This window comes from Mesorhizobium sp. WSM4308 (assembly GCF_002294905.1).
Taxonomy (GTDB): domain Bacteria; phylum Pseudomonadota; class Alphaproteobacteria; order Rhizobiales; family Rhizobiaceae; genus Mesorhizobium.
The window spans coordinates 18,014-41,761 of record NZ_NSFW01000029.1 but is presented as its reverse complement, the minus strand read 5'-3'; the positions used below and the strand labels follow the sequence as shown (position 1 = coordinate 41,761).

Sequence of the window (23,748 nt, the reverse complement as noted above, 5' to 3'; positions counted from 1 at the left end):
CAAAGGGGAGGTTTGCCGATGACGGCGTTCATGCCGATTACGCTGCGCTTTTGCAACAACAAGACCATGCTGGTCGGCTCGGTGGCCGACGCCGAAACGGCATTGCGACAGCAATGGCCCGACAAGACCGCACCCGCGTACATCGAAGCCGCAAGGCTGGTCCGCCTGGCGGTCGAGGGCAGTTGCTGCCCGCGCACCGCCTTCGAGGCCTTCAGCAAGGCCGCCAGGCAACAGGGCATCTTGGTGGTGAAGCCGAGAAGCCGCGCGCATGACTGGCTCGACGCCGCCGCCGGCCAGTGACGCCGGGGCGATGCAACCGCGTGGCGGCCTTGCGCGTTTATAAGCGCGGGCTTTATAGTCTCGCTGAGATCGAAGGTGAACGCCGTGGGTACGCTGAAAACCGGAGTGCCGCTCAAAGTAAGCCTGGAAGGACATGTCGAGGAGATCGACAGCGCCAGCGATGCCGCCGATTTCCTGCAGCGCTGGCCGATCGAGCGGCGCGGTCACGTCTACCGCAGCGCGCTCAACGCCTGCAGTGCCGCGATCGCCGCTCAGATCTCCGAATCCGACGCGATTAAGGTGTTCACCGGCTTTGCCCGCGTCTCCGGCATCCTGGTTGCCGAAGGCGGCCCGGCCATGCGGCTCGAGGCACGCAGCGTGCAAAGCCGCATGCCCAAGCAGGGCCGGCAGATACCGAAATAAGCTCACTGGCAAACCCGCCGCTGAAACCGCGCCTGGTGGTAGCCGCAGTAGCTTTTCTGCGCTTTCGTTCGCATGCCGCAGCACAGCATGTCGGCGCCGGGCCGGCCGCCCGGCGCCTCGTTCTCCGGATCCTCTTCCAGCGTGAGATCGAGCGGCGCGCGGCAGCGGTCGAACAGGCAGTCGATGAAGCGCATCGCCACGCCATGCGGCTGGCGCCCGATCGGTCCACGCTGCGGCGCCGGCACCTGTAGACGGTAGGCCTCGCCATCGGCGATCAGCACGCCCACCTCGCGCACGAACAGGCGCGGCGGCAGCCACGCCGGCGAGGAATCGCGCCTGGTCCGCGTCTTGTTCCTGCGCGCGCCCCCGGCGGCATGGACGCCGGCGCGTTGTTGCGCCACTGCCTTGCCGCTGGGCTTGCCATTTGCCTGCTTTGCGGCCGCCGGCTTGCATATTGCCTGCTCGCCGGCGGCTTGTCTCGCGGCCGGCGGCATCCCACGGCCATTGGCAAAGCCGATCGCGCCCAGCATGGCGTTGCGGTGGACGATGCCGATGATGGCGTTGCGTGACACCGGGCTGCCGCGCAGCGCGCTGAACGCCGCCGCGATCCTCGAGGCCGAAAGCCCCTCCTGCAGCCAGCGGGCGATCTCTTGCAGTTCGGCGTCGCTGTAGCTTGCCATCTCCAGGCTCCATCCAGGGGTCCGCCTTCGGCAGCGAGAGCGCGCCGTCGGCCAGGCGTCAGGGTTCGGGCCCGATCCGGGCCACGGTCAGGGTGTTCGGTGCGAAAGCCGGCTCGCGGGCCGGATCAGCCGGGGCGGATCGCGTGCCCGGCGGCCAGGCGCGCCAGTCGCGCCTCGGCGGTCTTCCTGTCGGGAGCGGAAACCGCCCTGCCCGTCATCGGTTCGAGCAGGATGACGGTGCCGTCCTGCGTGCTGATGCAGGAGCGCGCATAAGGACCGGCGGACAAAACGGGCCGGTCGAATTGGGGGCCGGAGCCGAGGGGAGCGGCGGCTCCGGCCGTTCCGGCCGCCGGGGACGGGCGGGCCGGACCCGAGGCATCAAGGCGCTCGGGCTTCGCCTCGGCCGGGGAGGAGGACGGCCGGGACGGAAGGGCGGCGACATCGGTCGCCTTGTTTGCCTCGCGTGAGGCCGGCGCTACCGCGCCATGAAAGCTGGACAGGTTTTGCATGGCCGGATATAAGCATAACTCAAAAATATATGCAAGCCATTCTTTCATAGACGAGGGCCGCTTTCATCGCTCACATGGGTGCCATGGCCAAAACGGAACTGTCGATCAAGGTCGGGGCGGCGATACGCCAGGCGCGCAAGCAGCGCGGCCTGGTCATGCGCCACATTGCCGAGCACAACGACACCGATGTCGCTGCCGTCGGCAATTGGGAAACCGGCCGCAACCTGCCCAAGACCGAGAACCTTCTGAAGACCGCCGCCTTCCTGCGCGTCGACCCCGTCGCGCTCGGCCAAGGGCAGGTCGTCTTTCTCGACGATGCCGGCCCGGTGGCCGACGCCGAGATCGTCACCGATGCCGGCCCGATGCCCGCCGGCTCAATGGATATCGAGGTGCTGGGCGCCGCGGTCGGCGGCGATGACGGCGACTTCACCTTCAACGGCGAGCCCGCCGGCTATGTCCAGCGCCCGCCGGGCGTGCGCAACCTGCCGAAAGTCTTCGCGCTGCATGTGCTGAGCGACTCCATGGTGCCACGCTACGAACCCGGCGACCTCATCTATTGCGGCGGCCGCGACGCGATCCCCGGCGACCATGTGGTGATCGAGACGTTCCCGGAAGAAAACGAGCGCAACGGCAAGGCCTTCATCAAGAAACTGGTCAAGCGCACGGCGGGCGAGCTGGTGGTCGAGCAGTACAATCCGCCCAAGACGCTGACCTTCAACCGCTATGCGATCAAGCATGTCTGGCGGGTCATCCCGCTGAAGGAATTGCTGGGATATTAGGCCCTTTTTCCTTCTCCCCTTGTGGGAGAAGGAAGAACCAGCCCCCTCAAGCCCGCTTCGCCCCCTCCACCAGCACCTCGCGCTCGCTCAGCATCTGCGCTTCGCTGCGCACGCGCTGGCGCTCGTCGAGGAAGGCCGCCTGGATCGAGATCGCCGTGCCCGGCAGCCCGTCGGCGCGGCAGGCCGAGCAGACGATGCGGCCAGAAAGCTCCGCCAGCGGCGTGCTGCCCGTCACCCCGAAACGCCGGAGTTCATCCGGTTTCCACCATCTGTTGCGGCCGCAATCGGCGCACTCGACCGATATCGAGACGACATGCGCGATGACTGGTTTCCTGCCGGGCAATGCCATTGCCACTCCACCCCATTTGTTCCTGATTTGTTCGCATAATCCTGCGTTTCAGCCCTGAAGTCGAGTCGCAGTTTTAACACTTTCCCAAAAGTTTCCCTTTTTATCAATTTTTGAGTTACGCTTCCAAAAACTCACAAATGTGAGTCGCCTGCCGCACCAGACCCGGAGCAATGATGGATGCCGCCGATTTCGCCCGCGCCTGCGGTTACACCGGCGACAGCCCTGCTCTGCTTGAAGCCTTCGAGGCGATCCGCCGCAACGGCATCGCGCAGGCCCGCCAGGAGCATTTCCGGCGCAAGGCCGTCATCGACGAGTTGAAACAATCCGAATCGCTGTTCCTGGCGGCGATCGGCCCGGCGCTGTCGGCGCAGGAGGCCATCGAGGACACTGCCCGTTTCATCGCCTGCTGGCGCAACATGCCGCGCTGGCGCCAGGAACGGCGCCTGCCCGACCTCGTCCGGGCGAGGCAGCAGCGTCTGGTGGCCCGCTTCTTCCGCCGCCACGGCCATCGCCTGTGGGCGCGCGAAGCGGCCTGAAGACCGGCCATGTTGGACCAGCCATTTGCGGGTTCCAATCGGTTCTGTTTCTTTCTAGATTGTGCGTGGGTGGCTGTTCGACGTGCATGATTTGGAATGTTCAGGACTGCCCGCTCAAAAGTTCAAACCTGGATCACGGCCGGCGCGGGGACCATCGCGGCGCTGTTCGTCGCCGGTCTGATGGGCGCTTTCGGCGCCCTGCCCGCCCACGCTCCGCCGCAATTGCCGCTTGATGCCGCCATCGATGCCGGGCGCTGGCGCGTCCAGCCGGTGCGCGCCTATGTCAGCCACGCCAGAACCTATGGCGTGCTCTTGAAGCCCGGCCAGAAGGCGCTGGTGCTGGAGGCCGACATGACCAACCGCACCGCGCAATCCGATAAGGCCTATTTCGATGTCTTCAAGCCGGACGGCATCACCTTGCCCGACCCCATGCCGACGATCGCGCTAATCCGTGATTCGACGCTGACGCCGGAACTGCATCCCGGCATGACCGAGCGCATGGCCTATGTCTGGCCGCTGGCCGGCGACGCCGCTGTCCCGGCCAGCTTGAGCTTCGGCGTCACCGCCGAGATCTTCAAGCCGCGCGACAACCTCTACGGCATGCCCGGCTGGTTCAATCCCTACCGGCTCGGCACCATCACCTTGCCGGTCGCCGACGTGCCGGCGCCGGGAACCGGCTCATGAGAATCCGCATCCTCGGCAATCTCGTCATCCTCGCCAGCACCGTAGCGCTGAGCTACGGCATGCAGGTGTCGAAACCACATTATGCCGACCTCACCGCGCCGATCCCGGTCGATGGCGCCATGCGCGACACCGTGCGCGCGCGCAGCTTCGATGTCCGGCTCGACAAGGTCGTCTTTGCCCGCGCCCTGAAAACCGACCAGTTCGGCCAGGAAAGGTCTTTGACCACCAGCGGCCTTTGGGCGGTGGTGTCGACCAATCTCACCGCCACCGCCGCCTCCACAACGGTTGCCGAGGGCACCTGGCAAGGCCCGACCGGGCTGCGCTACCACCAGACGGAGCGGCTCGGCTACCGCCAGGACATGCCGCCGCATGGCGTCGATCCGGGCCTGGAGAAGCGCGGCCTGTTCGTGTTCGAAATACCGCCCGACCAGATCCGCGGCGCCAGCCTGCTGATAGCAGCGCGCCAGTTCGCCCCGCTCGACGCCCAGGCGCGCATCAGCCTCGATGGGGTGCCGACAAGCGCCGACGGCCAGCCGGCGGACGTGCTGCCGGAATATGACCTCGACGCCCCGCAGGCCCGGACACCTCAAGGCAAGTCATGAGCGCCGTTTCTACCGGACCGATCGCCGGCGAAGACCGGCAGCCCGAGAAAAAATGGCGGCGGCGCAGCCTTGTGGCGCTTGCCATCCTGCTGCCGCTGACGCTGGCCGAGACCAGCTATGACAGCCTGCGCGAATGGCTGCATGGCGAGGACCTCATCGCCCGGGATGTCGATTTCGGCCAGGCCGTGCCGTTCGGCGGCAGCGACTGGAAACTGGCCGATCTGCGCGGCGGCAAGGCCGGCCGCCTGCCCGACCACGCCTTCGCCGTCATCGCCACGTTCTCGGTCAAGATAGGTGACCCCGACCTGCAAAAGCAGTGGCTGGGCTGCAAGCTGATGCTGACCGACGCCGCCGGGCGCCGCTGGCTGCCGGATGCCATCAGCGGCGTCAGCCTGCCGGCGGGTGTGATGAGCTGCACCTCGGCGATCTTCTCCAGCGCCAGGAAGGGCGACACCATCACCATCGGCGACACTTTTATTGTGCCGGAGGATGCGGTGAAAACCATCCGCCCGGCGGTCGGGTTGGGCAGCGAGCGGCCCTGGTTTCTGCACTTCCAGCGCCCGCCGAAATAGCTACTTTCTCCCCGTCACTATACGGGGAGTTGAGAAGCGGTCCGCGAAGCGGACGAAAAGCCAATTGCTTGGCTTTTCGAGTGACGAACGCCCGGCAGGGCAATGAGGGGCAGCGCCAACGCTCCGGTAAGTGGCTGATTTGCCCAACGTCGCGTCAGCACCGGCTTTGCGTATCCAAGCCCAATTCTCTCACGTCAGCGCCGCCCTTCATCCGCCTGTCGGCACCTTCTCCCCGTGAACGGGGCGAAGGGAACTCAGCGAAAACGCCGTCTCCAGCACGGCGGCCAGAAAACATATCCTGATCGGCTCGATCAAAATGCCGGTCGAGGAATCCTGGAACGGGCTGCCGAACAGCAGCGTCACCCCGTGCGAGAAAATCTGCCAGACATCGAGTTCGTGCGGGCCGATCAGCCGCGTCGCGCCGAGCCACAGCCAGGCCGCGCCCCAGTCGATGAGGCGATAGCCGACGATCAGCGTGCACAGAAGCAGCAGGCTGGAACTCACCGTCAGCCGCACGCCATTGGCGATCGGCAGATAGCGCGAGCGGTAGCCGGCGATGAAATGCTCGACGAAGTCGCGCAGGAATTTCGGCAGGCCGGCATAGCGCGCGCCGAAGCGCTCCACCCGATCGTGCACGCGCATCAGGGCAGCATCTTCGCGCACGTCATAGCCGTAGATCAGCGCCGCCATGACCAGCCAGATCAGCGGCAGGAGCATGTAGAAGAACAGGTTGACGGCCACCGTCGAGGGCGCGATCGAAGTGATCTCGACCGGCACCATCGGGGCCGCATTCGCCACCGGCACCGCGCTCGCCAGCCCGTCGGCGGCGGCCTGCAGCGCCGACCAGAAGGAGCGGCTCATCAGCCATTGCAGCGCCGTGTCCTTCCAGCGGCTGATCACATAGAGACCGACGAAGATCCAGTTGGTCTCGCAGATCACCACCACGATCTGCCAGAACGAGGCGGTCTTGGTTTTCGTCTGCATGAACTTGGCCAGCCGGCGGATCAGCCAGGACACCGCCACCGAGATCAGCAGCCAGCGCGAATCCAGCACGTCGAGCACATTTCCGGCCTGGCCGAAATCGGCCTGGTCGAGCGTGGCGCGCGAATATTGCCGCACGATATCGCCGAGAAACCCCCAGGCCGCGTAATAGGCGAAGAAAGGCAGCAGCGCGATGGTGATCATGCGCACCAGCCGCGAGCCGCGCCGGTCGGCAGTGTCCTGTTGCTTCGCGGCCTTGTCGGCGCCGCGCTGCGCGGCCAAGAGATGCGGCAGGCCGGGGCGCAGCACATGGAACATCGCCACCGTCACCACCAGCTGCGCCAGCGCCACCAGCGTCAGCATGGCGAGCCCGGCGAAATGATTGGCGAGCGCCACTTTCGCCGCCAGCTGCAGCAGGAGATCGCCGGCCAGCACCCCGGCCAGCACCAGCGCGACAAGCTGCGGCCAGAAGCGCCGCAGCAGCGAAAAACTCAAGCTGATCGGCCTGATGATATCGGCAAACATGAGGTCTCTCACGATGCCACCCCGCCCCAGGCCTTTCTAGCAAGGCCCGATCGTTTTGCAACCGGGCCGGGAAATGGATGGTCGTGCTGCGGTTTGATCAGGCCAGGCAGTTGGTGCCGGGTTCGGAGCGGATTATCGAGGAGCAGTTGCCGGGGTGAAAGTGCTGGTGCGAGGCGCCCCCTCTGTCCGGCAGGACAGAGGGGGTGAGCGCAGACCTCTTGCCCTTACCGCCGCACCCGCGACTTCAGCCACCGGTCAAACGCCACCGCCAGGATCAGGATGAGCCCGATCACGATGCTTTGCGTGTAGGACGAGACATTGTTGAACTGCAGCCCGTTCTGCAGCACACCGATGAGCGCCGCGCCCACCACCGTACCGCCGACCGAGCCGATGCCGCCGAACAGCGAGGTGCCGCCGATGACGACGGCGGAGATGACCGTCAGCTCGTAGCCGATGCCGGCGACCGCTTCCGAGGAATTGAGCCGCGCCGACAGCACGAAGGCGGCGAGCCCGGCGAAGAAGCCGACGATGACATAGACCGAGACAAGGATGCGGTCGACGCGCAGGCCCGAGAGCCGTGCCGCCTCGGCATTGCCGCCGACGGCGTAGACCGCGCGTCCGTAGCGCGTGTAGCGCAGCACGATGTGGCACAGGATCGCGGCGATGGCGAAGATGATGGCCGGCACCGGCACCGGGCCGATCAGCCCCGTGCCGAACCAGCGCATCGAGGCGTCGAAACCGGAGATCGGGCCGCCATTGGAGATGGTCAGCGTCAGCCCGCGAAACACCGTCAGCCCGCCCAGCGTGACGACGAAGGGCGGCACTTTCAGTCGGGTGATGGCAAGCCCCTGCACGCCGCCGGCGGCGGCGCCGACGATGACGGCGGCGAGCAGCGCCGCGAACCAGCCATAGCCCTGCGTGCCTGAGGTCGACAGCGACAGCGTGTTGGCCGCACCGCCCTTGGCGACGACGGCGGCGACCATGCCGCAGAAGGCCAGCAGCGAGCCGACCGACAGGTCGATGCCGGCGGTGAGGATGACGAAGGTCATGCCGAGCGCGATCAGCCCGGTGATCGAGATCTGCCGCGTGATGTTGAACAGATTGATCGGGTCGATGAAGCTCGGCTTCAAAACGGTGAAGACGACGACCAGCGCCGCCAGGAACAGCAGCGGCCCGAAACTCATCAGCAGCCGCGCGATCGTCGCGCCGCCGCGCTGGCTCTGCTCTTCGGCGATGCTCATCGTGCCTGATCCTCCGCATCCTGCCCAAGCGCATCTTGGCTGTCGAGCGCCATCAGTTCCATCAGTTTTTCCTCGTTTGCCTCGACGCCCGGCATCTCACCGGTGATGCGGCCCCGGCGCATGGTGACGATGCGGTCCGACACCGCCAGCACTTCGGGCAGCTCGGACGAGATCATCATCACCGCGATGCCGCGCGCCGCCAGTTGCACCAGGATCTGATGCACCTCCGCCTTGGCGCCGACATCGACGCCGCGCGTCGGCTCGTCGACGATCAGCACTTTCGGGTCACGCGCCAGCCAGCGCGCCAGGATGACCTTTTGCTGGTTGCCGCCCGACAGGCCCTCGATCGCCTGCTCGGCCGAGGCCATGCGGATCGACAGCATTTTCCTGAAGCCCGACAGCGCGTCGCGCTCGCGCCGCTCGGCCATGAAGCCGAAGCCGTTGCTGAACGTGCCGAGCGAAGCGACGGAGAAATTGGGCAGGATGCCGAGTGCGGCAAAGATCGCCTGGTGCTTGCGGTCCTCCGGCACCAGGCCGATGCCGAGCGCGATGGCATCCGCCGGTGAGGCCGGCGCGATCTGTTTGCCGTCGAGCATGATGGTTCCGGCGGCGATACGGTCGGCGCCGAAAATGGCGCGCGCCAGCTCCGTGCGGCCCGAGCCGACAAGCCCGGCGACGCCGAGGATTTCGCCGGCCTTGACGTCGATGTCGACGCCGTCGAGCACGATGGCGTGCGGCGCCTCGGGATCGCGCACGGTGCGCAGGCCGCGCACCGACAGCACGACATCGCCGGCCACCGCGCGCTGCACCGGCCGTGCATAGAGTTCGGAAGCGGCGCGGCCGACCATCTTCTCGATGATCCGCGGCAACTGGATCGGTCGTCCCTTGTCGCGGTCGAGATGCCCGGCCAGCCGGCCGTCGCGCAGCACCGTCATGCGGTCGCAGATGGCGGAAGCCTCCTCCAGCCGGTGGGTGACGAACATGATGGCGACCTTCTCCTGGCGCAGCCGGCCCATGATCGACAACAGCCGCTGCACCTCGGTCTCGGTCAGCGCCGAGGTCGGCTCGTCCATGATGATCAGCCGGCTTTTGAGCGACAGCGCGCGGGCGATCTCGACCAGCTGCTGCTCGGCCACCGACAGCGCCGAGACCGGCGTCATCGGATCGATGGAAAGGCCGACGCGGGCGATGATGTCGCGGGAATCCTGTTCCATGCGCCGCCAGCTCACCAGCCCCAGTGGCCCGACAGGCGCGCGGCCGATGAAAATATTCTCCGCCACGGTCAGCGTCGGGATCAGGCTGAGTTCCTGGTAGATGGTGACGATGCCGAGCCGCTTGGCATCCTGCGGGCTGGACGGCGCGTATTCGGCGCCGTCGAAAATGATGCGCCCGCTGGACGGCGGCATGACGCCCGACAGGATTTTGAGCAGCGTCGATTTTCCCGCGCCGTTCTCGCCGAGCAGGCCGAGGATTTCGCCGGGGCGGATGTCGAGCGAGACGTCGCTCAGCGCGGTCACGCCGGCGAAATGCTTGGTGACGCCCTCGACGGCAAGCAGGACAGGCGCGGCTTCAGCTGGCAAGGGTTGCTCCCGTATTGCGGTAAGTGGCGGGAGCGCGCCCGCCTTCGGCGCGCTGTCCCGCCAGCCTTGCCAATGAGCCTGTCTCCGCCAAGTTCTACTTCGTCTCGCTCAACCTCTCGGCCTTGTCGAGATTGTCCTTGCCGATGACGATCGGCGTCAAAAGCACCAGCTTCTCCTTCGGCTCGGTCTTGTTCTTGGCGTAGGCGACAGCGATCTGCACTGCGGTGCGCGACTGCTGGCCGGGGAACTGTTCGACCGTGCCGGCGAGCTTGCCGTCGCGCACGGCAACCAGCGCTTCCGGCAGCGCGTCGAAGCCGTAGATCTTGACGTCGGTGAAGTTGCGCGCCGCGCAGGCTTCGAGCGCACCGAGCGCCATGTCGTCATTGGCGCAGATGATGGCGTCCGGCTTGCCATTGGCGGCGAGACCGGCTTCCGTCACCGACAGCGCCTCGGCGCGGGCGAAGTTGGCGGTCTGCTCGAAGATGATCTGGTACTTGTCCTTCAAGGGATCGAGCACATTGTGCACGCCCTTGTTGCGGTCGATCGCCGGACCGGCACCCGGCTGGCCCTGCAGATGGAACAGCTTGGCGCCGTTGGGGAACGCCGCCACCATGGCCTGCGCCTCCGCCTCGCCGCCCTTGACGTTGTCGGCGCCGACATGGGCGAGAATGCCCTGGACACCGTCGACGCGGCGGTCGATCGTCACCACGGGAACACCAGCCTTGACCGCTTCCTCGATGGCCGGCGCCAGCGCGTTGACGTCGAGCGGCGAAATCACGATGGCGTTGACCTTCTGCACCAGCGCCGCCTCGATGTCGGCGGTCTGCTTGGTGGCCGAATTCTGTCCGTCGCTTTCGGTCAGGTTGACGCCTTGCGCCTGCGCTTCGGCCTTGATCTCGTTCAGCATGTGCACGAAGAACGGAAAGCCGAGATTGGGCACCGAACCCAGTATGGTCAGCTTATCCTCGGCGAACGCCGAACGTGCGGCCAGCATCATGGCGCCCGCGGCCACGGACGTCATCAGGAATTCACGTCTGTTCATGGTTGATCTCCTCCACAAGAACGCACGCCCCGGAAACCGGGACGGTTTCAGGAAGGATCATGCGTCGGTTCAAAGTGTTGGAGCATCCTCCTTGCGCGGGACAGCGCATGCCGCTCCAGCTGATCGCCGTGCAAAAACTGCCTCCCATCGACATCAGCCAGGGGATGCTAACCCAGGGTCAACCATTTGTGCAACATCGATATAACAGCCCTGGCGGCGAATTATCGGAATTGTCGGAATTTTGGCCAAACCGACCTGCCCGGTTTCCATTCCGGGGCCGCGGCCCTAGTTTGACCCCCGAACCATTCCTGAAGCTCAGTCCTTCCCGAAAACCAGTCCATCCCTGGAGAAACCATGAAGCCGCACGTCATCTGCCATATGCTCGCCTCGCTCGACGGCGGTCTTCATCCGAGCCGCTACACCGCGAGCCCCGACGGAACCCGCGCCGAGTGGTCAGGCCTCTATGAGCAGATCCACGGCGATCTCCAGGGCGACGCCTGGATCGTCGGCCGCGTCACCATGGCCGAGATGAGCAAGGCCGGCGCGCACCCGCCGGCGCAGATCGGCAAGGTCGAGCGGCCGCATCATTTCGCGCAACGCGACGCGGGCACCTATGCCGTGGCGCTCGATGCCTCCGGCAGGCTCCATTTCGCCAGGCCGGATGTCGGCGGCGACCATGTCGTGGTGCTGCTTGGGCGTGACGTCTCCGACAGCCATCTGGCCGAGCTCGCCGCCGACGGCGTGTCCTATATCGTGTCGGAAACGGCCGAGATCGATCTCGCCGCCATGCTCGAAGTGCTCGGGCGGGAACTCGCAATCCGCCGGCTGCTGCTCGAAGGCGGCGCCGGCATCAACGGTTCCTTCTTCGCGGCAGGGCTTGTCGATGAACTCAGCCTTCTGGTCGCGCCCGCGTTCGATGCGCGGGCGGGAAACCAGGGTTTTGTGGAATTCGGCGAAAGCGGCCTCGCCGGCAAGATGCAGCTGTCGCTGAGAAGCTGCGAAACCCTGGCGCATGGGCTCATCCACTTGCGCTACGCCGTCAGCCCTGGCTGAGGCTGCAGCCCCTCAATACCGCATGGCATCCAGATCGGCGATCAGCGTCGGGCCGGTCGGGTGCCAGCCGAGCCGTGCCTGGGTCAGCGCGCTGGAGGCCGGCAGGTCCATGGGGGCGAACATTCCCATCCAGCCGAAATGCTCCGCCGCCTTTTCCGGCGCGATCGAGACGACCGGCAATTTCAGGCCCCGGCCAAGCGCCTCGGCGATGGCGCGCACCTCGACGCCTTCCTCGCCGACCGCGTGATAGCGCGCACCCGGCTGGCGCTTTTCGACGGCAAGCCGGTAGAGCCGCGCGGCGTCGGAGAGATGCCCCGCCGAATAGCGGTTGCGACCTTCGCCGACATAGGCCGACGCGCCCTTTTGGCGCGCGATCTCGATGAGCGGCGAGATCAGCCCCTGCTTGACCGGATTGTGGACCTGCGGCAGGCGCACGACCGACAAATTGATGCCGGCCTCCAGCAAGGCATTGCCGGCGAGTTCGGAGGCGATGCGCGGATTGGGGTGGCTGGCGTTGAAGACGTCCTCGACCGCCAGCTGGCCATGTCCGGGGCTGCCCATGCCGACGCCCGAGGTGATGACCAGCGGCCGGTCGGATCCGGCGAGCGCCTCGCCGAGCGCCGCGATGACTCGGGCGTCCTTTTCGCAATTCTCGGCAAAGCGCGAAAAATCATGGTCGAAGGCGGTGTGGATCACGGCATCCGCCTTTGCCGCGCCGCTGCGCAGGCTCGCCGGTTCCTCGAGGGTTCCGCGATGCACTTCGGCGCCCGCGGCCGCCAGCGCGTCGGCGCCGGCATCGGAGCGGGTGACGCCGATCACCTGATGGCCGGCCTGGATGAGTTCGGGAACGAGCGCCGAGCCGATGAAACCGGTGGCGCCGGTCAAAAAGATACGCATGCAAAATCTCCTGCACAGTTGCCCGCGCAGTATCTCCGGTCTATTATTCCATTAAAGTAGTGATCTTATCATGGTATAATGGCTAACAGGATGCCCACCCCCGGTTCGCTCGCTGCCTTCCTGAAAGACCGCCGCACCCGGCTCGATCCCGCTTCGTTCGGCTTCTCCGGGCGCCGGCGCACGCCGGGGCTGCGCCGCGAAGAGGTCGCCCAGCGCGCCAACATCAGCCCGACCTGGTACACATGGCTGGAACAGGGCCGTGGCGGCGCGCCTTCGGCCGATGTGCTGAACCGTATCGCCAAGGGGCTGCTTTTGACCGAGGCGGAGCGCGAACATCTCTTCATGCTTGGGCTCGGCCGTCCGCCCGAGGTCCGCTACCGGGGCGACGAGGGCGTCAGCCCCCGGCTGCAGCGCCTCATCGACACGCTCGAGGCCAGCCCCGCTTTGGTCAAGACTGCCACCTGGGATGTCGTCGCCTGGAATCGCGCCGCCGAGATCGTGCTGACCGACTACGGCACCATCCCAGCCGGCCGGCGCAACATATTGCGCTTCATGTTCCTCACGCCCCACATCCGCGCCAAGCAGCATGATTGGGAAAACCTTGCCCGTTTCGTGGTCGGCGCGTTTCGGGCCGATGCGGCGCGCGCCGGCGCGGTCTCCGAGGTCACCCTCCTGGTGGACGAACTGTGCAGCGGCAGCGCCGAGTTCGCCACGCTGTGGCAGGAGAACGACGTGCTCGCGCATGGCGACGGGACAAAGCGCCTGAAGCACCCGGAACTGGGTGATATCGAGCTGGAATATTCATCCTTCGCGGTCGATGGCCGGCCGGACTTGAACCTGACCGTCTACAACCCGGTCGACGGCAAGGTCGCCGACCGCATCCGGGCTTTGGCCAAGCGCCCGAGGTAACGATCGGCGCCGCTGCGATGGCGCCCTCTTCAACGCCGCTCGCACACCGCCTTCAGGATCTGCAAGGTCGGACCCCAGTAGAGATTGGCGTGCGGACGGATCGCCGGTTCGGCGAAGTCGCTGAGCGTCAGCGTCAGCAGTGTTCCCCCTTCCGCCGGCGCCAGGGCGAAACTGACCAGCGTGTGGTTTTCCGGCACGTCCGCCAGGCGCGAGGCCGACAGCGTGCTCCAGTAGCTGTAGGCAAACAGCCGCTCCGGCTCGAACGCGCGGACAATGCCACGGTTCTCGAACGCCATGCCATGCAGCAGCCCGCCTATCACGATCGCGCCGCCGGCATGCCCCTCCAGGCTGACGGTCAGCTCCTCGTCGGACATCCATTGCGGGATCATTCCGGGCGTCGTCAGCACGCGCCAGACCCTGGCCGGTTCGGCGGCTATGGCGACGGCCTTGACGATCGGCGCGGAGGGATCGGTCATCCCTGCATTTACCGCGACTGCCGGGGGAAAGTGTAGCGCAATATCGGTTGCCACTTCCGCGCAATGTCAGCCGGCAGCAATCTGTGCCTTGGCGGGAACGGCGCCTGCCGGATCAATCCTTGCCGGTCTGAATAATCGTGCTTCCACAAATTGATCACCGGCCGGCCACCGCGACTGATATGCTGGACGGTGTCACCAAAAGTGAGGGCCGGCCCGATGGAAAAAGAGGCATCGCAGCTGCACTGGAACGCAGCATATGAATCGAAGGGCGAGGACGGCGTCAGTTGGTTCCAAGATAATCCCGAGCCCTCGCTTTCGTTGATCAAAGAGATTGCCGAGCGCAGCTCTGCCATCGTTGACGTTGGCGGCGGCGCCTCTCGGCTGGTGGATAATCTTCAAGAACAACGGTTTGAGGACGTCACTGTCCTGGACCTGTCTGCTACGGCGATCACGGCGGCTCGCGATCGGCTGGCTGGGACAGGCGGGCACATCGATTGGATTGTTGCCGACATTCGCACGTGGTCGCCGAGGCGGCTTTACGATGTCTGGCATGACAGGGCTGCCTTCCATTTCATGGTCGAAGAAGCCGATCGTGAGGCTTACCTCGTCACACTCAGGCGGACACTCGCACCAAATGGCTACGCGATTATCGCGACGTTCGCGCTCGACGGGCCGGAGAAGTGCAGCGGCCTGCCCGTTCAACGATACGATGCAAGCAAGCTCGCCCAAGTCCTTGGATCCGGCTTTGCACTTGTTCGCACACTCGACCATCTGCACCTGACGCCATGGGGCTCCTCTCAGTCCTTTCAGTTCAGCGTTTTCAGACGAGCACCTGACAAGTAATCCGGCGCTGCTGTAAAACTGTCCGCGCCCGGCGTAGCCGCATCGGCCATGCCGCCCTTTTCACCCTTGCGCGACTGCCGGCTGATCAGCGCGACGGCGGCGAAGGCGGCGATGCCGAACAGGCCGACCACGACGTTGAGCCACAAGGCCGGGAAGACGCCGAGGCCCGATATCATCAGGGTCAGGCCGAACGGGGCGAAGGCGGAGCTGAACTGGCGCGCTGCCGTGATCCAGCCGACATAGGAGCCGTAGCGTTCCTGGCCGAACAATTCGAGCGGCAGCGTGCCGCCGACAATGCTCATCAGGCCCGAGCCGAAGCCGAAAAGCACGGCAAACAGCATGGCGCCGGAAACGGAGGGCGCCACCATGAGCAGCACCGCAAGACCGCCGGCCAGTGCGGCGGTCGCGCCGAGCGCCAGCGATGTCTGCGACAGGCCGCGGCCGAACAGCATGTTGACCAGCCGGCTCGCCACTTGCGACGGGCCGAACAGGCTGGCGACCAGCACCGAGGCGCCGCCGAGGCCGACCAAAGTGAGCAGCGGCACCATCTGCACGAGGATTGCCGAGAGCATGAAGCCCTCTATGGCAAAGCCGGCCAGCACCAGGACGAACAGGAGCGACCATCGCCGGCCGGGCGCTGACCCCGACAGGCTCGCCGTGACCGGAACGATCCTCTCCCGCGCCTTGCCGATACGGCTGGAAAGCCGGGCCAGCCACCAATGGATCGGCAGGCAGACAAAGGCGTTGAGCGCGGCAAACAGAGCGAGAACCTCGCGCCAGCCGAGGTGCTGGTGCAGCAGCGTCGTCAGCGGCCAGAACAGGGTCGAGGCGAAGCCGGCGATCAAGGTGAGATGGGTGATGCCGCGCCGCGCACCGCCGAGCTGTACGATGGCGACGAAGGCCGTGCTGTAGAGGACGAAGCAGGAGGCGAGTTCCATGGCCAGCACGCCTATGGCAAAGCCGGCGCGCCCCGGCGCCAACGCACACAACAGCAAGGCGCCCGCCGCCGCCAGCGAACCCGGCACCATCAGGCGCCCCGCCCCGACCCGGTCCGCCAGGCTGCCCGCGAACGGCGCCAGGATGGCGCTTGCCAACAGCGACACCGACAGCACGGCGAACACCCATTGCTGCGACCAGGCGAGTTCCGCCGCCACCGCCGGCGCCAGGATGCTGTAGCTGTAGTAGAGCGTGCCGTAGCCGACGATCTGAGTGGTGCCCAGCGCCCAGATGGCGGAGGCAGGAATCTTGGCGTCGCTCACTCGGCGGCTTCCATCTTGCCGGCGCAGCCGCAACCGCTTTTGCCGGCGGCCTTGGCGTCGGCATCCGCCACGCAGCAGGCATCGGTCGCCGCCGGCGCCGGTCCGCCGCAACAGCCCCGCGAAGCGCCGCCCGCCGGCACCGTGCAGACGCCGGTTTCGGGCAGTACCAGTTGCACCGCGTCGGCCGCCGTGATGTCGCCGGCGAGCGCCGCCGCGACCGAGCGCACCTGTTCGTAGCCGGTCAACAGCAGGAAGGTCGGCGCACGGCCATAGCTCTTGATGCCGACCGTGTAGAAGCCCGGCTCCGGATGGCTGAGTTCGCGGTGGCCGTGCGGCGGCACGTCGCCGCAGGAATGCTCGTTGGGATCGATGAGCGGACCGAGCGCCTTGACGCCTTCCAGCCACGGATCGAGATCGAGCCTGAGTTCCCGGGTCAGCGACAGGTCCGGACGCTGACCGGTCGCGGCGATGATGCGGTCGACGGGGCCGAGTTGAGCCAGGCCATCCCCGCTTTGCCCCTCGACGATCAGCCTTCCGTCATGCTCGCGGATCGCAAGCGTGGCAAAGCCCGTCACCAGCTGGACGCGGCCGCTTTCGGCGAGGTCGCGGATATCGGCGCCGAGTTCGCCGCGCGCCGGCAACTGGTCGGCGTCGCCGCCGCCATAGATGCGCACGAGGTCGGTTCCGCGCACCGCCCAGATGAAGGCCGTGCCGGGCGCGGCCTCCGCCAGCCTGGCCAGGTCGAGCAAGGCATTGGCCGCCGAGTGGCCGGAACCGGCGACCAGCGTCGTGCGGCCGGCATAGAGCGCGCGGTCGCGGCCAAGAATGTCGGGAATTCCATACGCGATACGGTCGGCAAACTCCGCCTCGCCCTCCGCAGCGATGCCGCCGGCACCGAGCGGGTTGGGCGTGCGCCATGTCCCCGAGGCGTCGATGACCGCGCGGGCGCTGTCGCGCCTTGTCCCATCGGCGGTTTCGACGACGAGCATGAAGGGCCGCGTCCCGCGCTCGCTGCCGCGCACCTTGTCGGCGCCCCAGCGCGATATGGCCACGACACGCGCCTTGGTCTCGATCGCCGGCGCCAGTTCCGGCAGGTTGGCGAGCGGCTCGAGATAGTGCGCGACGAGTTCATCGGCAGTGGGAAAGGCTTCCGCGTCCGGCCTCCGCCAGCCGTGGCCTTCGAGCAGCTTCCTGGCCGCCTCATCGACGCAATAGCGCCAGGGGGTGAACACCCGGACATGGCCCCAATCCCGCAAATTGGCGGCGACACCATCGCCAGCTTCATAGACCTTTACCGGCAGGCCCCTGGCGATGAGATGAATGGCGGCGGCCAGGCCGACCGGACCGGCGCCGATGACGGCGATGGGCAGATCGTTTTGCATCAGCTTCTATCCTTCCGGTATTATCGAAATAACAGGCAAAAATTCAGGCAGCCGCGTCTTCAGCTGCCGGATTGCAGGCGGCATCGGCGCAGCATTCGTCGGCCAGGAAGCCGATGAGATCGTTCATCATGGGATAGTTGGCGCGACAGATCAGCGTCGTCGCCTGCCGCTCCTGGCTGACCAGCCCGGTCAGGATCAGGCGGTGCAGATGGTGCGACAGCGTCGAGGCGGCGATGCCGAGGCTCTCCTGCAGGAAGCCGACCGGCCGGCCCGCTTCGCCAGCCCGCACCAGGATACGATAGAGGTTCAGCCGCGTCGGATTGCCTAGCGCTTCCAGTTGCTTCGCTGCTTGTTCGAGTTTCATGGAAATAGCATGCGGCCGGCGACAGAAATCGTCAAGTCCTATTTCGAAGAATATCGAAATAGGCTTCAGACGACCCGCTTGCCGCTTGCGTCGACAACGACCTCGCCGTCCTCCTTGGTGAACGGGCCGATATCCGGATTGGGCAGGATATCGAGCACCTTTTCGGACGGCCGGGCCAGCACGACGCCGAGTGGTGTCACCACGATCGGCCGGTTGATCAGGATCGGATGCGCCAGCATGAAATCGAGGATCTCGTCGTCGCTCCATTTGGGATCGCCAAGGCCGAGTTCGGCATAGGGCGTGCCCTTCTCGCGCAGCAACTGGCGCGGCGTCATCGCCATCGCCTCGATCAGTTCGACGAGCCTTTCGCGCGACGGCGGCGCCTTCAGATATTCGATCACCCGCGGCTCCTCGCCGGACTGGCGGATGATCGCCAGCGTGTTGCGCGACGTGCCGCAGGCCGGGTTGTGATAGATGGTGATGGTCATTGCACGGCTTTCATCTCAGTGACGGTCTTGTCGGTGAAGGTCTTGGGTTCGGCCAGCAGCCATCCGGCCAAGGCCAGAGCCAGCAGCGCGCCCGCCAGTTCCGCTGCCATGAAGGCCGGCACATCGGAGGGCCGGATGCCGGCAAACGTGTTGGAGAAGGCACGCGCAATGGCCACCGCCGGATTGGCGAAGGAGGTCGAGGCGGTGAACCAGTAGGCCGATGTGATGTGGAGCCCGACCAGCCAGGGGATGGCATCGCCCCGGAAGCGCAAGCCGGCAAGGATGGTGAAGACCAGGCCGAAACTCGCGACCAGTTCGGCCAGCCACTGCCCGTGCCCGCTGCGCACCGTCGCCGACACCTCGAGCAAGGGCAGGTCGAACATGGCATGCGCGACCAGCGTGCCGGCAAGGCCGCCGAGAATCTGGACGGTGATGTAGCCCAGCACGGCCAGCCAGCCGATGTCGCGCCGCAGCCCGAAAACCAGCGTCACGGCCGGATTGAAATGGGCGCCGGAGACCGGCCCCAGCGTGGTGATCAGCACCACCAGAATGGCGCCGGTGGGAATGGTGTTGCCGAGCAGGGAAAGTGCGACATCCCCGGTCAGCCGGCTGGCCATGATGCCCGAGCCGACCACCGTGGCAACCAGCATGGCGGTGCCCAGCGCTTCGGCTGCGAGGCGGCGTCGAAGGTCGGCCATGTCAAGCTCAACATTTGCAGGTCACGGCCTGGAGGATCGGCTGGCAAAGCTCCGGCGCGCCATTGCAGCAATCCTCCATCAGATAGGCGAGCAGATCGCGAAACCCGGTCATGTCGGCGGTATAGCGGATGCTGCGCCCGTCGCGCTCGGCACGCACCAGCCCGGCCTGGCCGAGGATCTTCAGATGCGCCGACATGGTGTTCTGCACCGCACCCAGCCGCGTCGCGATCTCGCCCGCCGGCACGCCCTCGGTCCCGGCCCGCACCAGCAGCCGGAACACCTCCAGCCTGGTTTCCTGGCCGAGCCCGGCGAGCGCCTGCAATGCTGTTGCCTTGTCCATCAATCCACATATCCAGATTTATGGATTAGTGGCAGTAGACCATGACAGTGGTGTGACGGCGATGGCTCACGCTTTGCGCCGGGAACCCGTCGTGCGTGGTTCGCTCAGATGCGGGCGCCAGCCATGCACGCGATCCCGCCCGGCGGCCTTGGCGCCATAGAGGGCCTCGTCGGCGCGCCGCAGCAGATCGGCGATCTCGATCTCGGCACTCCCGTCGAAAGTGGCGACCCCGATGCTGACGGTGACGGTGCCCTTTTCGCTGCCGGCATGCGCAAGCCGAAGGTCGCGCACCTTGCCTCTAAGGGTCTCGGCGATGACGAAGGCGCCTCTGGCGTCGGTCTCGGGCAGGACGAGCGCGAACTCCTCGCCGCCATAGCGGGCCGCCGCGTCGGCCGGCCGCCGCGCCGTCGCCTCGATGCAGCGGCTGACGGCGCGCAGGCATTCGTCGCCCGCCGGGTGGCCATAATGGTCGTTGAACCGCTTGAACCAGTCGACATCGATGATGAGCAGGCTGAGGGGTATGGCGTTGCGCCTGCCGCGGGCGAATTCACGCGCCAGCGCATCGTCGAAGGCCCGCCGCGTCAGCAGTTCGGTCAGCCCGTCGCGATGCGCCAGGAGGTTCAGCTTCTCGTTGGCGGCCAGCAATTCCGCCTCGACCTGCTTGGCCTCGGTGATGTCGGAAAACACGCTCAGGCTGCCGCCATCGCCCGTCGGCCGGGTCCGCACGTCGAGCCAGCGCCCGTCGGCGAGCTGTATCTGGCGGTGGCTGGCATGCGTTTGCGTGACCATGATCTCGGCAATCCAGCCCTCGACGGCGTCGGGCGGCGTGATGCTTTCGCCGCGAGCGACCGAGGCACGCAATATATCGCGATAGTCGGTGCCGGGCACCCTGATGTCGGCCGTCTTCGGAAACATCGCGCGATACTGGGCGTTGCACAGAATGAGCTTTCCGGCGGGATCGAACATCACCAGGCCGTCGGCCATATGCGTGAGCGCGTCTCCCAGCCTTGCCTGGCTTTCCGCCAGCTCGGTTTCCAGCCGCTTGCGTTCGGTGATATCGCGATTGTGCGTGATCAGGCCGATGACGGCTCCGGTCTTGTCGCGAAACGGCGCCTTCAGCGTTGCCAGCCAGCCATCTGTGCCGTCCTCATGGTGAAGATGCTGCTCGATGGTGGAGGCGACGCCGGACGCCAGGACGGCGAGCTCGTCCTCGCGGAATTCCCGCGCCGTTTCGCTGGGGTAAAAATCGAAATCCGTCTTGCCGATCAGCGCCTTCGCGTTGGCCGCGTGCATCAATTCGGCGGTCGCCGGATTGGCGGCGATGAAGCGTCCGTCGAGATCCTTGACATTGAGGCAGTCGGGCAAGGTCTCGACCACGGTCTTGAAAATGCGCCTCGATTGCAGCGCCTCGAGGCGACGCCGCTCCTGGTGGAGCGCCAGCCCCGACATCGCCACGGAGACAAAGATGAGCAGGCTGGAGGGAAACACCACCTGCGGCAGAACCGTCTGTACGACCGACCGCGGCAGGACGCTGAGGCCAAGCAGCGAGCCGCACGCGGCCGCGGCGCCCAGGATCATGATGTCGGCCATGCTGGGCCGGCGGCCCCTGAGCGCAAGATTGCCGGCAATGCCGACCAGCATGGTGGCCGCGATCCCGACCGCGCCGGCGAAGGCGCCGATGCCGCCCTCGAAGGTCCGGAAGGCACCGGCCATGACGCCGGCGACGATACCGGCGACGGGACCGCCGAAGAAGCCGGCAATGGCGATCATCGTCGCCCTGAGATCGACCAGCACGCCCGGCTGCAACTGCATGGGAGTCAGCATCAGGACGATGGCGCCGGCGCCCATCAGCAAGCCGAAGGCCGCGGCCTTTACCGGGGCCGGCCTGCGATCCAGCCACACATGCGTGTGGATCCAGACCGAAACGAACATCGCAACGACCGCGAGATTGGCCAGCAATTCGGACCAGGGCGAACCCATGCTTCACGCGTCCATGATGCGTCGGCCAAGCGCGACGCGGCCTCCTGTGGATATGCCGGGCATGGAAACAAACCGTTACAGATCGCGTTTAGATTGTTCGAAAATCGGCTTCCAGAGGTTGCTGGACCTGTCAACGGACCTCATTTGGGTGTGCCATTAGACATCATCGCTATTTCATTACGGGTGGAGCGCAGTCTGGATCGGTGCCCCCTTCACTGACACCGGATTTTCTCATCCACTCGAGAACATCGATCCTGCCGATCAGCGTATATATCCCGCCAGAGCCACAATCGCCGTGCCGCGGAAAAAATTGCTGGACAGGCAACGCGCGGGAAACGATCCCAACAGGGATCAGATTACCCTCAACGACGGCAAAGGCCGGCCCGCCACTGTCACCTGCACATGTATCTCTGACCATCCCATCTGTGGGTACAGCGCCGGCGACAAACTCCTTGAATGGCTTGCACATGAAATGCCGAGCTATGGGATCCGCACAGGCAAACGAGTTTACATCGACGATGGTTTCTCTCTGCAGGCCAATCGAACTCTCCTCGTCGCCTTCGAAGCCGTAACCGGCAACCGTAACGCGACGTGGGAAATTAGGGTAAAAATCGCCAGCACGCTTGATATCACTAAGCAAACCATAAGAACCGCAAATGGGTTCTCGGGCCGAATTGAGGAAAAGATCGATCTCCTTATCAATCACCACCAGCGCCAGATCATCACCCCTTGGTGGGTATGCGTTACAATCGTAGTTGCCAAAACGAGAAACGAACTTGCCGTGGACCCAACGATCCTCAGAAAAAGGGCTATTGGTGATGTCGAAATCACGATCTCCACAAGTGCAATGCGCAGCCGTAAGGACAAATTTTTTCGATACGAGCAGGCCACTGCAAGCACTAAGCTGACCTTTTTGGTAGAATCTCAATCCAACCACCTGGCGGCGGCTGCTCGGCCAGCCTCCAGCTACTTCGATGCCCGTATTGGTCCTATCTGGCGGCGTCACTTTTACGCCGGCAGGCCACTTACCGGGCATAAGCGGACCTTCTCGAGCCGACATCATGGACGTCGAACACAGAAGAACCAGCGCAATCAGCAGAAGCCTAAAGTAAGCTTTCATCAGTGGTTCTCTTGCGCATAACACCGATCACGGGCCAACGGCCAGTATTTGTTACAGTAGGCTATGTCGGCTGTGGTGAGGGCTGCATCCCTGGACCCGTTGCCGCCACTTAGCAGTGCTTGCTTGTATGCCTCCGCATCAGCTGACCCTTCCGAACTTGCGAGCTTCGCGGCAGCAACATTCGCGAGATTGGCCTGGCTGTTCGACTTGGCGGCATCCGCATTTAGAGAGGCGGATTTTGCTCCGGCCGTGCCGGCTGTCGCGGAATCGACGACGGCGCTCACAATGGCAAGCGGGAGTTTTACGGCGGCCAACACCTCGGACGGCTTGTCCACCATCACGCTGATGAGTGCGCCGTCCTCGAATTTTATCTCTGTGGAGCGTGTTACGAAAGCAGATCGGTTTATGTCGATCCTATATATTGGCTCGTCATTCGCGAAATCACGCGGGACAAGCATCACTGTTTTCCCATTAAGGACAACATGAACCATCCGAGATGCCGCTCTACGGTAATATATTCCAGGCATAACGCTCTTCGGCAGTCTATAAAGTTGAACAGGAGATCCAGTTGACTTTCCTAAAGATAATAAATCGCACCCTGGGCTCCAGACTCCCGGCCGAAGCTCTACTTCGACACATGATTTACTGCCTTTCAGTATATCGTTGCTTTTTTTGGCGGCCACAGGATCGAATGGGTCAAACGCAACCTCTTGGAGCAATGGTTTGTCCGCTGGTGCAGCGCGGAAATGTGCGGCGATTTTGGCCAGTTCGACGAGTATGTCACCTGTCCTGTCCGTCAACGTAGCCGAGACCGATGCCAGCAGGCCAGTTTTATCGAACGTGACAGTAATCTTGTCGTCCGAGAGGCCGGAGAGAGACAGACCCGTCTCAAGAGCGAGGGCGGAATCCCGAACAGCGATAGGGTCAACAGTAACATTCTCGGCTTTGCCTTCACCAAAGATTTTAACATCCAGAAGGTGTTTTGGAAGGTAGTAAGTGCCCGCTCTTTGTTGCGTGTGCTCTATTTCGTTTCCGCCAACTTTGTAGCTTTGAACAGCAGAGCACGCGCTAAGGCATAACAAAAATCCGGCAAAGCCGGACACCGGACCGTTATTCAGCTTCATTTTTTGGCACCCCCATAGCCAATGGTGGTCAGC

28 protein-coding genes are annotated in these 23,748 nt (G+C 65.0%); 10 read left to right on the top strand and 18 right to left on the bottom strand.

The annotated features are described in order from the left end of the window. Positions 1–18 precede the first annotated feature (18 nt). On the top strand, positions 19–300 hold the full coding sequence (locus CK227_RS34625; RefSeq protein WP_095776035.1) for a DUF982 domain-containing protein: 282 nt from the start codon (positions 19–21) through the stop codon (positions 298–300). 75 nt (positions 301–375) lie between these two features. Further along, positions 376–702 (top strand): DUF982 domain-containing protein, encoded by a 327-nt coding sequence (locus CK227_RS34620; RefSeq protein WP_179296588.1) that lies wholly within the window; start codon positions 376–378, stop codon positions 700–702. Between the two features lie 2 nt (positions 703–704). Here CK227_RS34620 and CK227_RS34615 read toward each other — a convergent pair whose 3' ends face one another. Together CK227_RS34615 and CK227_RS34610 are read right to left on the bottom strand one after the other, a co-directional pair. Beyond that, positions 705–1,382 carry a GcrA family cell cycle regulator gene (locus tag CK227_RS34615; RefSeq protein WP_095776037.1) on the bottom strand — a complete coding sequence of 226 codons (678 nt, stop codon included), beginning with the start codon at positions 1,380–1,382 and terminating at the stop codon, positions 705–707. A gap of 125 nt (positions 1,383–1,507) precedes the next feature. Further along, positions 1,508–1,891, bottom strand: a complete 384-nt coding sequence (locus CK227_RS34610) for a hypothetical protein (RefSeq protein ID WP_245318406.1) — start codon at positions 1,889–1,891, stop codon at positions 1,508–1,510. A gap of 74 nt (positions 1,892–1,965) precedes the next feature. Between CK227_RS34610 and CK227_RS34605 the strand changes: the two genes are divergently transcribed. Further along, positions 1,966–2,670, top strand: a complete 705-nt coding sequence (locus CK227_RS34605) for a helix-turn-helix transcriptional regulator (RefSeq protein WP_095776039.1) — start codon at positions 1,966–1,968, stop codon at positions 2,668–2,670. Between the two features lie 46 nt (positions 2,671–2,716). Here CK227_RS34605 and CK227_RS34600 read toward each other — a convergent pair whose 3' ends face one another. Then, on the bottom strand, positions 2,717–3,019 hold the full coding sequence (locus CK227_RS34600; RefSeq protein WP_095776040.1) for a hypothetical protein: 303 nt from the start codon (positions 3,017–3,019) through the stop codon (positions 2,717–2,719). Positions 3,020–3,192: 173 nt separating this feature from the next. Between CK227_RS34600 and CK227_RS34595 the strand changes: the two genes are divergently transcribed. From CK227_RS34595 to CK227_RS34580, 4 genes are all read left to right on the top strand, one after another. Further along, entirely contained in the window at positions 3,193–3,555 is a 363-nt protein-coding gene (locus CK227_RS34595) for a hypothetical protein (protein ID WP_095776079.1), read from the top strand. A gap of 96 nt (positions 3,556–3,651) precedes the next feature. After that, positions 3,652–4,239 (top strand): hypothetical protein, encoded by a 588-nt coding sequence (locus CK227_RS34590; RefSeq protein WP_095776041.1) that lies wholly within the window; start codon positions 3,652–3,654, stop codon positions 4,237–4,239. Beyond that, positions 4,236–4,841, top strand: a complete 606-nt coding sequence (locus tag CK227_RS34585) for a hypothetical protein (protein WP_095776042.1) — start codon at positions 4,236–4,238, stop codon at positions 4,839–4,841. The genes CK227_RS34590 and CK227_RS34585 overlap by 4 nt, the downstream gene beginning before the upstream one ends. Beyond that, on the top strand, positions 4,838–5,413 hold the full coding sequence (locus CK227_RS34580; RefSeq protein ID WP_095776043.1) for a hypothetical protein: 576 nt from the start codon (positions 4,838–4,840) through the stop codon (positions 5,411–5,413). The genes CK227_RS34585 and CK227_RS34580 overlap by 4 nt, the downstream gene beginning before the upstream one ends. A 207-nt stretch (positions 5,414–5,620) precedes the next feature. Here CK227_RS34580 and CK227_RS34575 read toward each other — a convergent pair whose 3' ends face one another. From CK227_RS34575 to CK227_RS34560, 4 genes are all read right to left on the bottom strand, one after another. Continuing rightward, positions 5,621–6,919, bottom strand: a complete 1,299-nt coding sequence (locus tag CK227_RS34575; RefSeq protein ID WP_095776044.1) for a hypothetical protein — start codon at positions 6,917–6,919, stop codon at positions 5,621–5,623. 224 nt (positions 6,920–7,143) lie between these two features. Continuing rightward, the gene (locus CK227_RS34570; protein ID WP_038648308.1) at positions 7,144–8,160 is read right to left on the bottom strand and encodes an ABC transporter permease; all 1,017 of its coding nucleotides are present in this window, start codon (positions 8,158–8,160) and stop codon (positions 7,144–7,146) included. Further along, a complete protein-coding gene (locus CK227_RS34565) occupies positions 8,157–9,740 on the bottom strand; it encodes a sugar ABC transporter ATP-binding protein (protein ID WP_095776045.1) in 1,584 nt (527 codons plus the stop codon). The genes CK227_RS34570 and CK227_RS34565 overlap by 4 nt, the downstream gene beginning before the upstream one ends. Positions 9,741–9,834: 94 nt before the next feature. Then, complete coding sequence (locus CK227_RS34560; protein ID WP_095776046.1) at positions 9,835–10,782, bottom strand: substrate-binding domain-containing protein; 948 nt, start codon at positions 10,780–10,782, stop codon at positions 9,835–9,837. Positions 10,783–11,136: 354 nt separating this feature from the next. Between CK227_RS34560 and CK227_RS34555 the strand changes: the two genes are divergently transcribed. Then, positions 11,137–11,835 (top strand): RibD family protein, encoded by a 699-nt coding sequence (locus CK227_RS34555; protein WP_095776047.1) that lies wholly within the window; start codon positions 11,137–11,139, stop codon positions 11,833–11,835. A gap of 12 nt (positions 11,836–11,847) precedes the next feature. Here CK227_RS34555 and CK227_RS34550 read toward each other — a convergent pair whose 3' ends face one another. After that, positions 11,848–12,732 carry an SDR family oxidoreductase gene (locus tag CK227_RS34550; protein WP_095776048.1) on the bottom strand — a complete coding sequence of 295 codons (885 nt, stop codon included), beginning with the start codon at positions 12,730–12,732 and terminating at the stop codon, positions 11,848–11,850. Positions 12,733–12,810: 78 nt separating this feature from the next. Between CK227_RS34550 and CK227_RS34545 the strand changes: the two genes are divergently transcribed. After that, a complete protein-coding gene (locus CK227_RS34545; RefSeq protein WP_095776049.1) occupies positions 12,811–13,641 on the top strand; it encodes a helix-turn-helix transcriptional regulator in 831 nt (276 codons plus the stop codon). A 29-nt stretch (positions 13,642–13,670) separates the two neighbouring features. On the opposite strand, the gene CK227_RS34540 is transcribed toward CK227_RS34545, so the two are convergent. Further along, the gene (locus CK227_RS34540) at positions 13,671–14,117 is read right to left on the bottom strand and encodes an SRPBCC domain-containing protein (RefSeq protein WP_095776050.1); all 447 of its coding nucleotides are present in this window, start codon (positions 14,115–14,117) and stop codon (positions 13,671–13,673) included. 216 nt (positions 14,118–14,333) lie between these two features. On the opposite strand from CK227_RS34540, the gene CK227_RS34535 reads away from it, so the two are divergent. Then, positions 14,334–14,960, top strand: coding sequence for a class I SAM-dependent methyltransferase (locus CK227_RS34535; RefSeq protein WP_095776051.1), 627 nt, complete (start codon positions 14,334–14,336; stop codon positions 14,958–14,960). On the opposite strand, the gene arsK is transcribed toward CK227_RS34535, so the two are convergent. The 9 genes from arsK to CK227_RS36525 form a co-directional block, all read right to left on the bottom strand. Further along, positions 14,924–16,219, bottom strand: a complete 1,296-nt coding sequence (arsK, locus tag CK227_RS34530; RefSeq protein WP_095776052.1) for an arsenite efflux MFS transporter ArsK — start codon at positions 16,217–16,219, stop codon at positions 14,924–14,926. The genes CK227_RS34535 and arsK overlap by 37 nt on opposite strands. Then, positions 16,216–17,601, bottom strand: coding sequence for an NAD(P)-binding protein (locus tag CK227_RS34525; protein WP_095776053.1), 1,386 nt, complete (start codon positions 17,599–17,601; stop codon positions 16,216–16,218). Before CK227_RS34525 ends, arsK begins: the two co-directional genes overlap by 4 nt. A 43-nt stretch (positions 17,602–17,644) precedes the next feature. Beyond that, on the bottom strand, positions 17,645–17,965 hold the full coding sequence (locus CK227_RS34520) for a metalloregulator ArsR/SmtB family transcription factor (RefSeq protein WP_095776054.1): 321 nt from the start codon (positions 17,963–17,965) through the stop codon (positions 17,645–17,647). Positions 17,966–18,030: 65 nt separating this feature from the next. Continuing rightward, the gene (gene arsC / locus CK227_RS34515; RefSeq protein ID WP_095776055.1) at positions 18,031–18,453 is read right to left on the bottom strand and encodes an arsenate reductase (glutaredoxin); all 423 of its coding nucleotides are present in this window, start codon (positions 18,451–18,453) and stop codon (positions 18,031–18,033) included. Further along, entirely contained in the window at positions 18,450–19,151 is a 702-nt protein-coding gene (locus CK227_RS34510) for an MIP/aquaporin family protein (RefSeq protein WP_095776056.1), read from the bottom strand. The genes arsC and CK227_RS34510 overlap by 4 nt, the downstream gene beginning before the upstream one ends. A gap of 7 nt (positions 19,152–19,158) precedes the next feature. After that, positions 19,159–19,491 (bottom strand): helix-turn-helix transcriptional regulator, encoded by a 333-nt coding sequence (locus CK227_RS34505; RefSeq protein ID WP_095776057.1) that lies wholly within the window; start codon positions 19,489–19,491, stop codon positions 19,159–19,161. Positions 19,492–19,557: 66 nt separating this feature from the next. After that, positions 19,558–21,471 carry a diguanylate cyclase gene (locus tag CK227_RS34500; protein WP_095776058.1) on the bottom strand — a complete coding sequence of 638 codons (1,914 nt, stop codon included), beginning with the start codon at positions 21,469–21,471 and terminating at the stop codon, positions 19,558–19,560. A gap of 169 nt (positions 21,472–21,640) precedes the next feature. Then, entirely contained in the window at positions 21,641–22,591 is a 951-nt protein-coding gene (locus tag CK227_RS34495) for a trypsin-like serine protease (RefSeq protein ID WP_095776059.1), read from the bottom strand. Then, entirely contained in the window at positions 22,591–23,715 is a 1,125-nt protein-coding gene (locus tag CK227_RS36525; RefSeq protein ID WP_143750559.1) for a hypothetical protein, read from the bottom strand. The genes CK227_RS34495 and CK227_RS36525 overlap by 1 nt, the downstream gene beginning before the upstream one ends. Positions 23,716–23,748 lie beyond the last annotated feature (33 nt).

What these genes read in the sequence shown, in the direction of transcription:
- CK227_RS34625 (WP_095776035.1), top strand. Translation starts at nt 19, where the DNA reads ATGACGGCGTTCATGCCGATTACGCTGCGCTTTTGCAACAACAAGACC.
- CK227_RS34615 (WP_095776037.1), bottom strand. Translation starts at nt 1,382, where the DNA reads ATGGCAAGCTACAGCGACGCCGAACTGCAAGAGATCGCCCGCTGGCTG.
- CK227_RS34610 (WP_245318406.1), bottom strand. Translation starts at nt 1,891, where the DNA reads ATGCAAAACCTGTCCAGCTTTCATGGCGCGGTAGCGCCGGCCTCACGC.
- CK227_RS34605 (WP_095776039.1), top strand. Translation starts at nt 1,966, where the DNA reads ATGGGTGCCATGGCCAAAACGGAACTGTCGATCAAGGTCGGGGCGGCG.
- CK227_RS34600 (WP_095776040.1), bottom strand. Translation starts at nt 3,019, where the DNA reads ATGGCATTGCCCGGCAGGAAACCAGTCATCGCGCATGTCGTCTCGATA.
- CK227_RS34595 (WP_095776079.1), top strand. Translation starts at nt 3,193, where the DNA reads ATGGATGCCGCCGATTTCGCCCGCGCCTGCGGTTACACCGGCGACAGC.
- CK227_RS34590 (WP_095776041.1), top strand. Translation starts at nt 3,652, where the DNA reads ATGTTCAGGACTGCCCGCTCAAAAGTTCAAACCTGGATCACGGCCGGC.
- CK227_RS34585 (WP_095776042.1), top strand. Translation starts at nt 4,236, where the DNA reads ATGAGAATCCGCATCCTCGGCAATCTCGTCATCCTCGCCAGCACCGTA.
- CK227_RS34580 (WP_095776043.1), top strand. Translation starts at nt 4,838, where the DNA reads ATGAGCGCCGTTTCTACCGGACCGATCGCCGGCGAAGACCGGCAGCCC.
- CK227_RS34575 (WP_095776044.1), bottom strand. Translation starts at nt 6,919, where the DNA reads ATGTTTGCCGATATCATCAGGCCGATCAGCTTGAGTTTTTCGCTGCTG.
- CK227_RS34570 (WP_038648308.1), bottom strand. Translation starts at nt 8,160, where the DNA reads ATGAGCATCGCCGAAGAGCAGAGCCAGCGCGGCGGCGCGACGATCGCG.
- CK227_RS34560 (WP_095776046.1), bottom strand. Translation starts at nt 10,782, where the DNA reads ATGAACAGACGTGAATTCCTGATGACGTCCGTGGCCGCGGGCGCCATG.
- CK227_RS34555 (WP_095776047.1), top strand. Translation starts at nt 11,137, where the DNA reads ATGAAGCCGCACGTCATCTGCCATATGCTCGCCTCGCTCGACGGCGGT.
- CK227_RS34550 (WP_095776048.1), bottom strand. Translation starts at nt 12,732, where the DNA reads ATGCGTATCTTTTTGACCGGCGCCACCGGTTTCATCGGCTCGGCGCTC.
- CK227_RS34545 (WP_095776049.1), top strand. Translation starts at nt 12,811, where the DNA reads ATGGCTAACAGGATGCCCACCCCCGGTTCGCTCGCTGCCTTCCTGAAA.
- CK227_RS34540 (WP_095776050.1), bottom strand. Translation starts at nt 14,117, where the DNA reads ATGACCGATCCCTCCGCGCCGATCGTCAAGGCCGTCGCCATAGCCGCC.
- CK227_RS34535 (WP_095776051.1), top strand. Translation starts at nt 14,334, where the DNA reads ATGGAAAAAGAGGCATCGCAGCTGCACTGGAACGCAGCATATGAATCG.
- CK227_RS34525 (WP_095776053.1), bottom strand. Translation starts at nt 17,601, where the DNA reads ATGCAAAACGATCTGCCCATCGCCGTCATCGGCGCCGGTCCGGTCGGC.
- CK227_RS34520 (WP_095776054.1), bottom strand. Translation starts at nt 17,965, where the DNA reads ATGAAACTCGAACAAGCAGCGAAGCAACTGGAAGCGCTAGGCAATCCG.
- arsC (WP_095776055.1), bottom strand. Translation starts at nt 18,453, where the DNA reads ATGACCATCACCATCTATCACAACCCGGCCTGCGGCACGTCGCGCAAC.
- CK227_RS34510 (WP_095776056.1), bottom strand. Translation starts at nt 19,151, where the DNA reads ATGGCCGACCTTCGACGCCGCCTCGCAGCCGAAGCGCTGGGCACCGCC.
- CK227_RS34505 (WP_095776057.1), bottom strand. Translation starts at nt 19,491, where the DNA reads ATGGACAAGGCAACAGCATTGCAGGCGCTCGCCGGGCTCGGCCAGGAA.
- CK227_RS34500 (WP_095776058.1), bottom strand. Translation starts at nt 21,471, where the DNA reads ATGGGTTCGCCCTGGTCCGAATTGCTGGCCAATCTCGCGGTCGTTGCG.
- CK227_RS34495 (WP_095776059.1), bottom strand. Translation starts at nt 22,591, where the DNA reads ATGAAAGCTTACTTTAGGCTTCTGCTGATTGCGCTGGTTCTTCTGTGT.
- CK227_RS36525 (WP_143750559.1), bottom strand. Translation starts at nt 23,715, where the DNA reads ATGAAGCTGAATAACGGTCCGGTGTCCGGCTTTGCCGGATTTTTGTTA.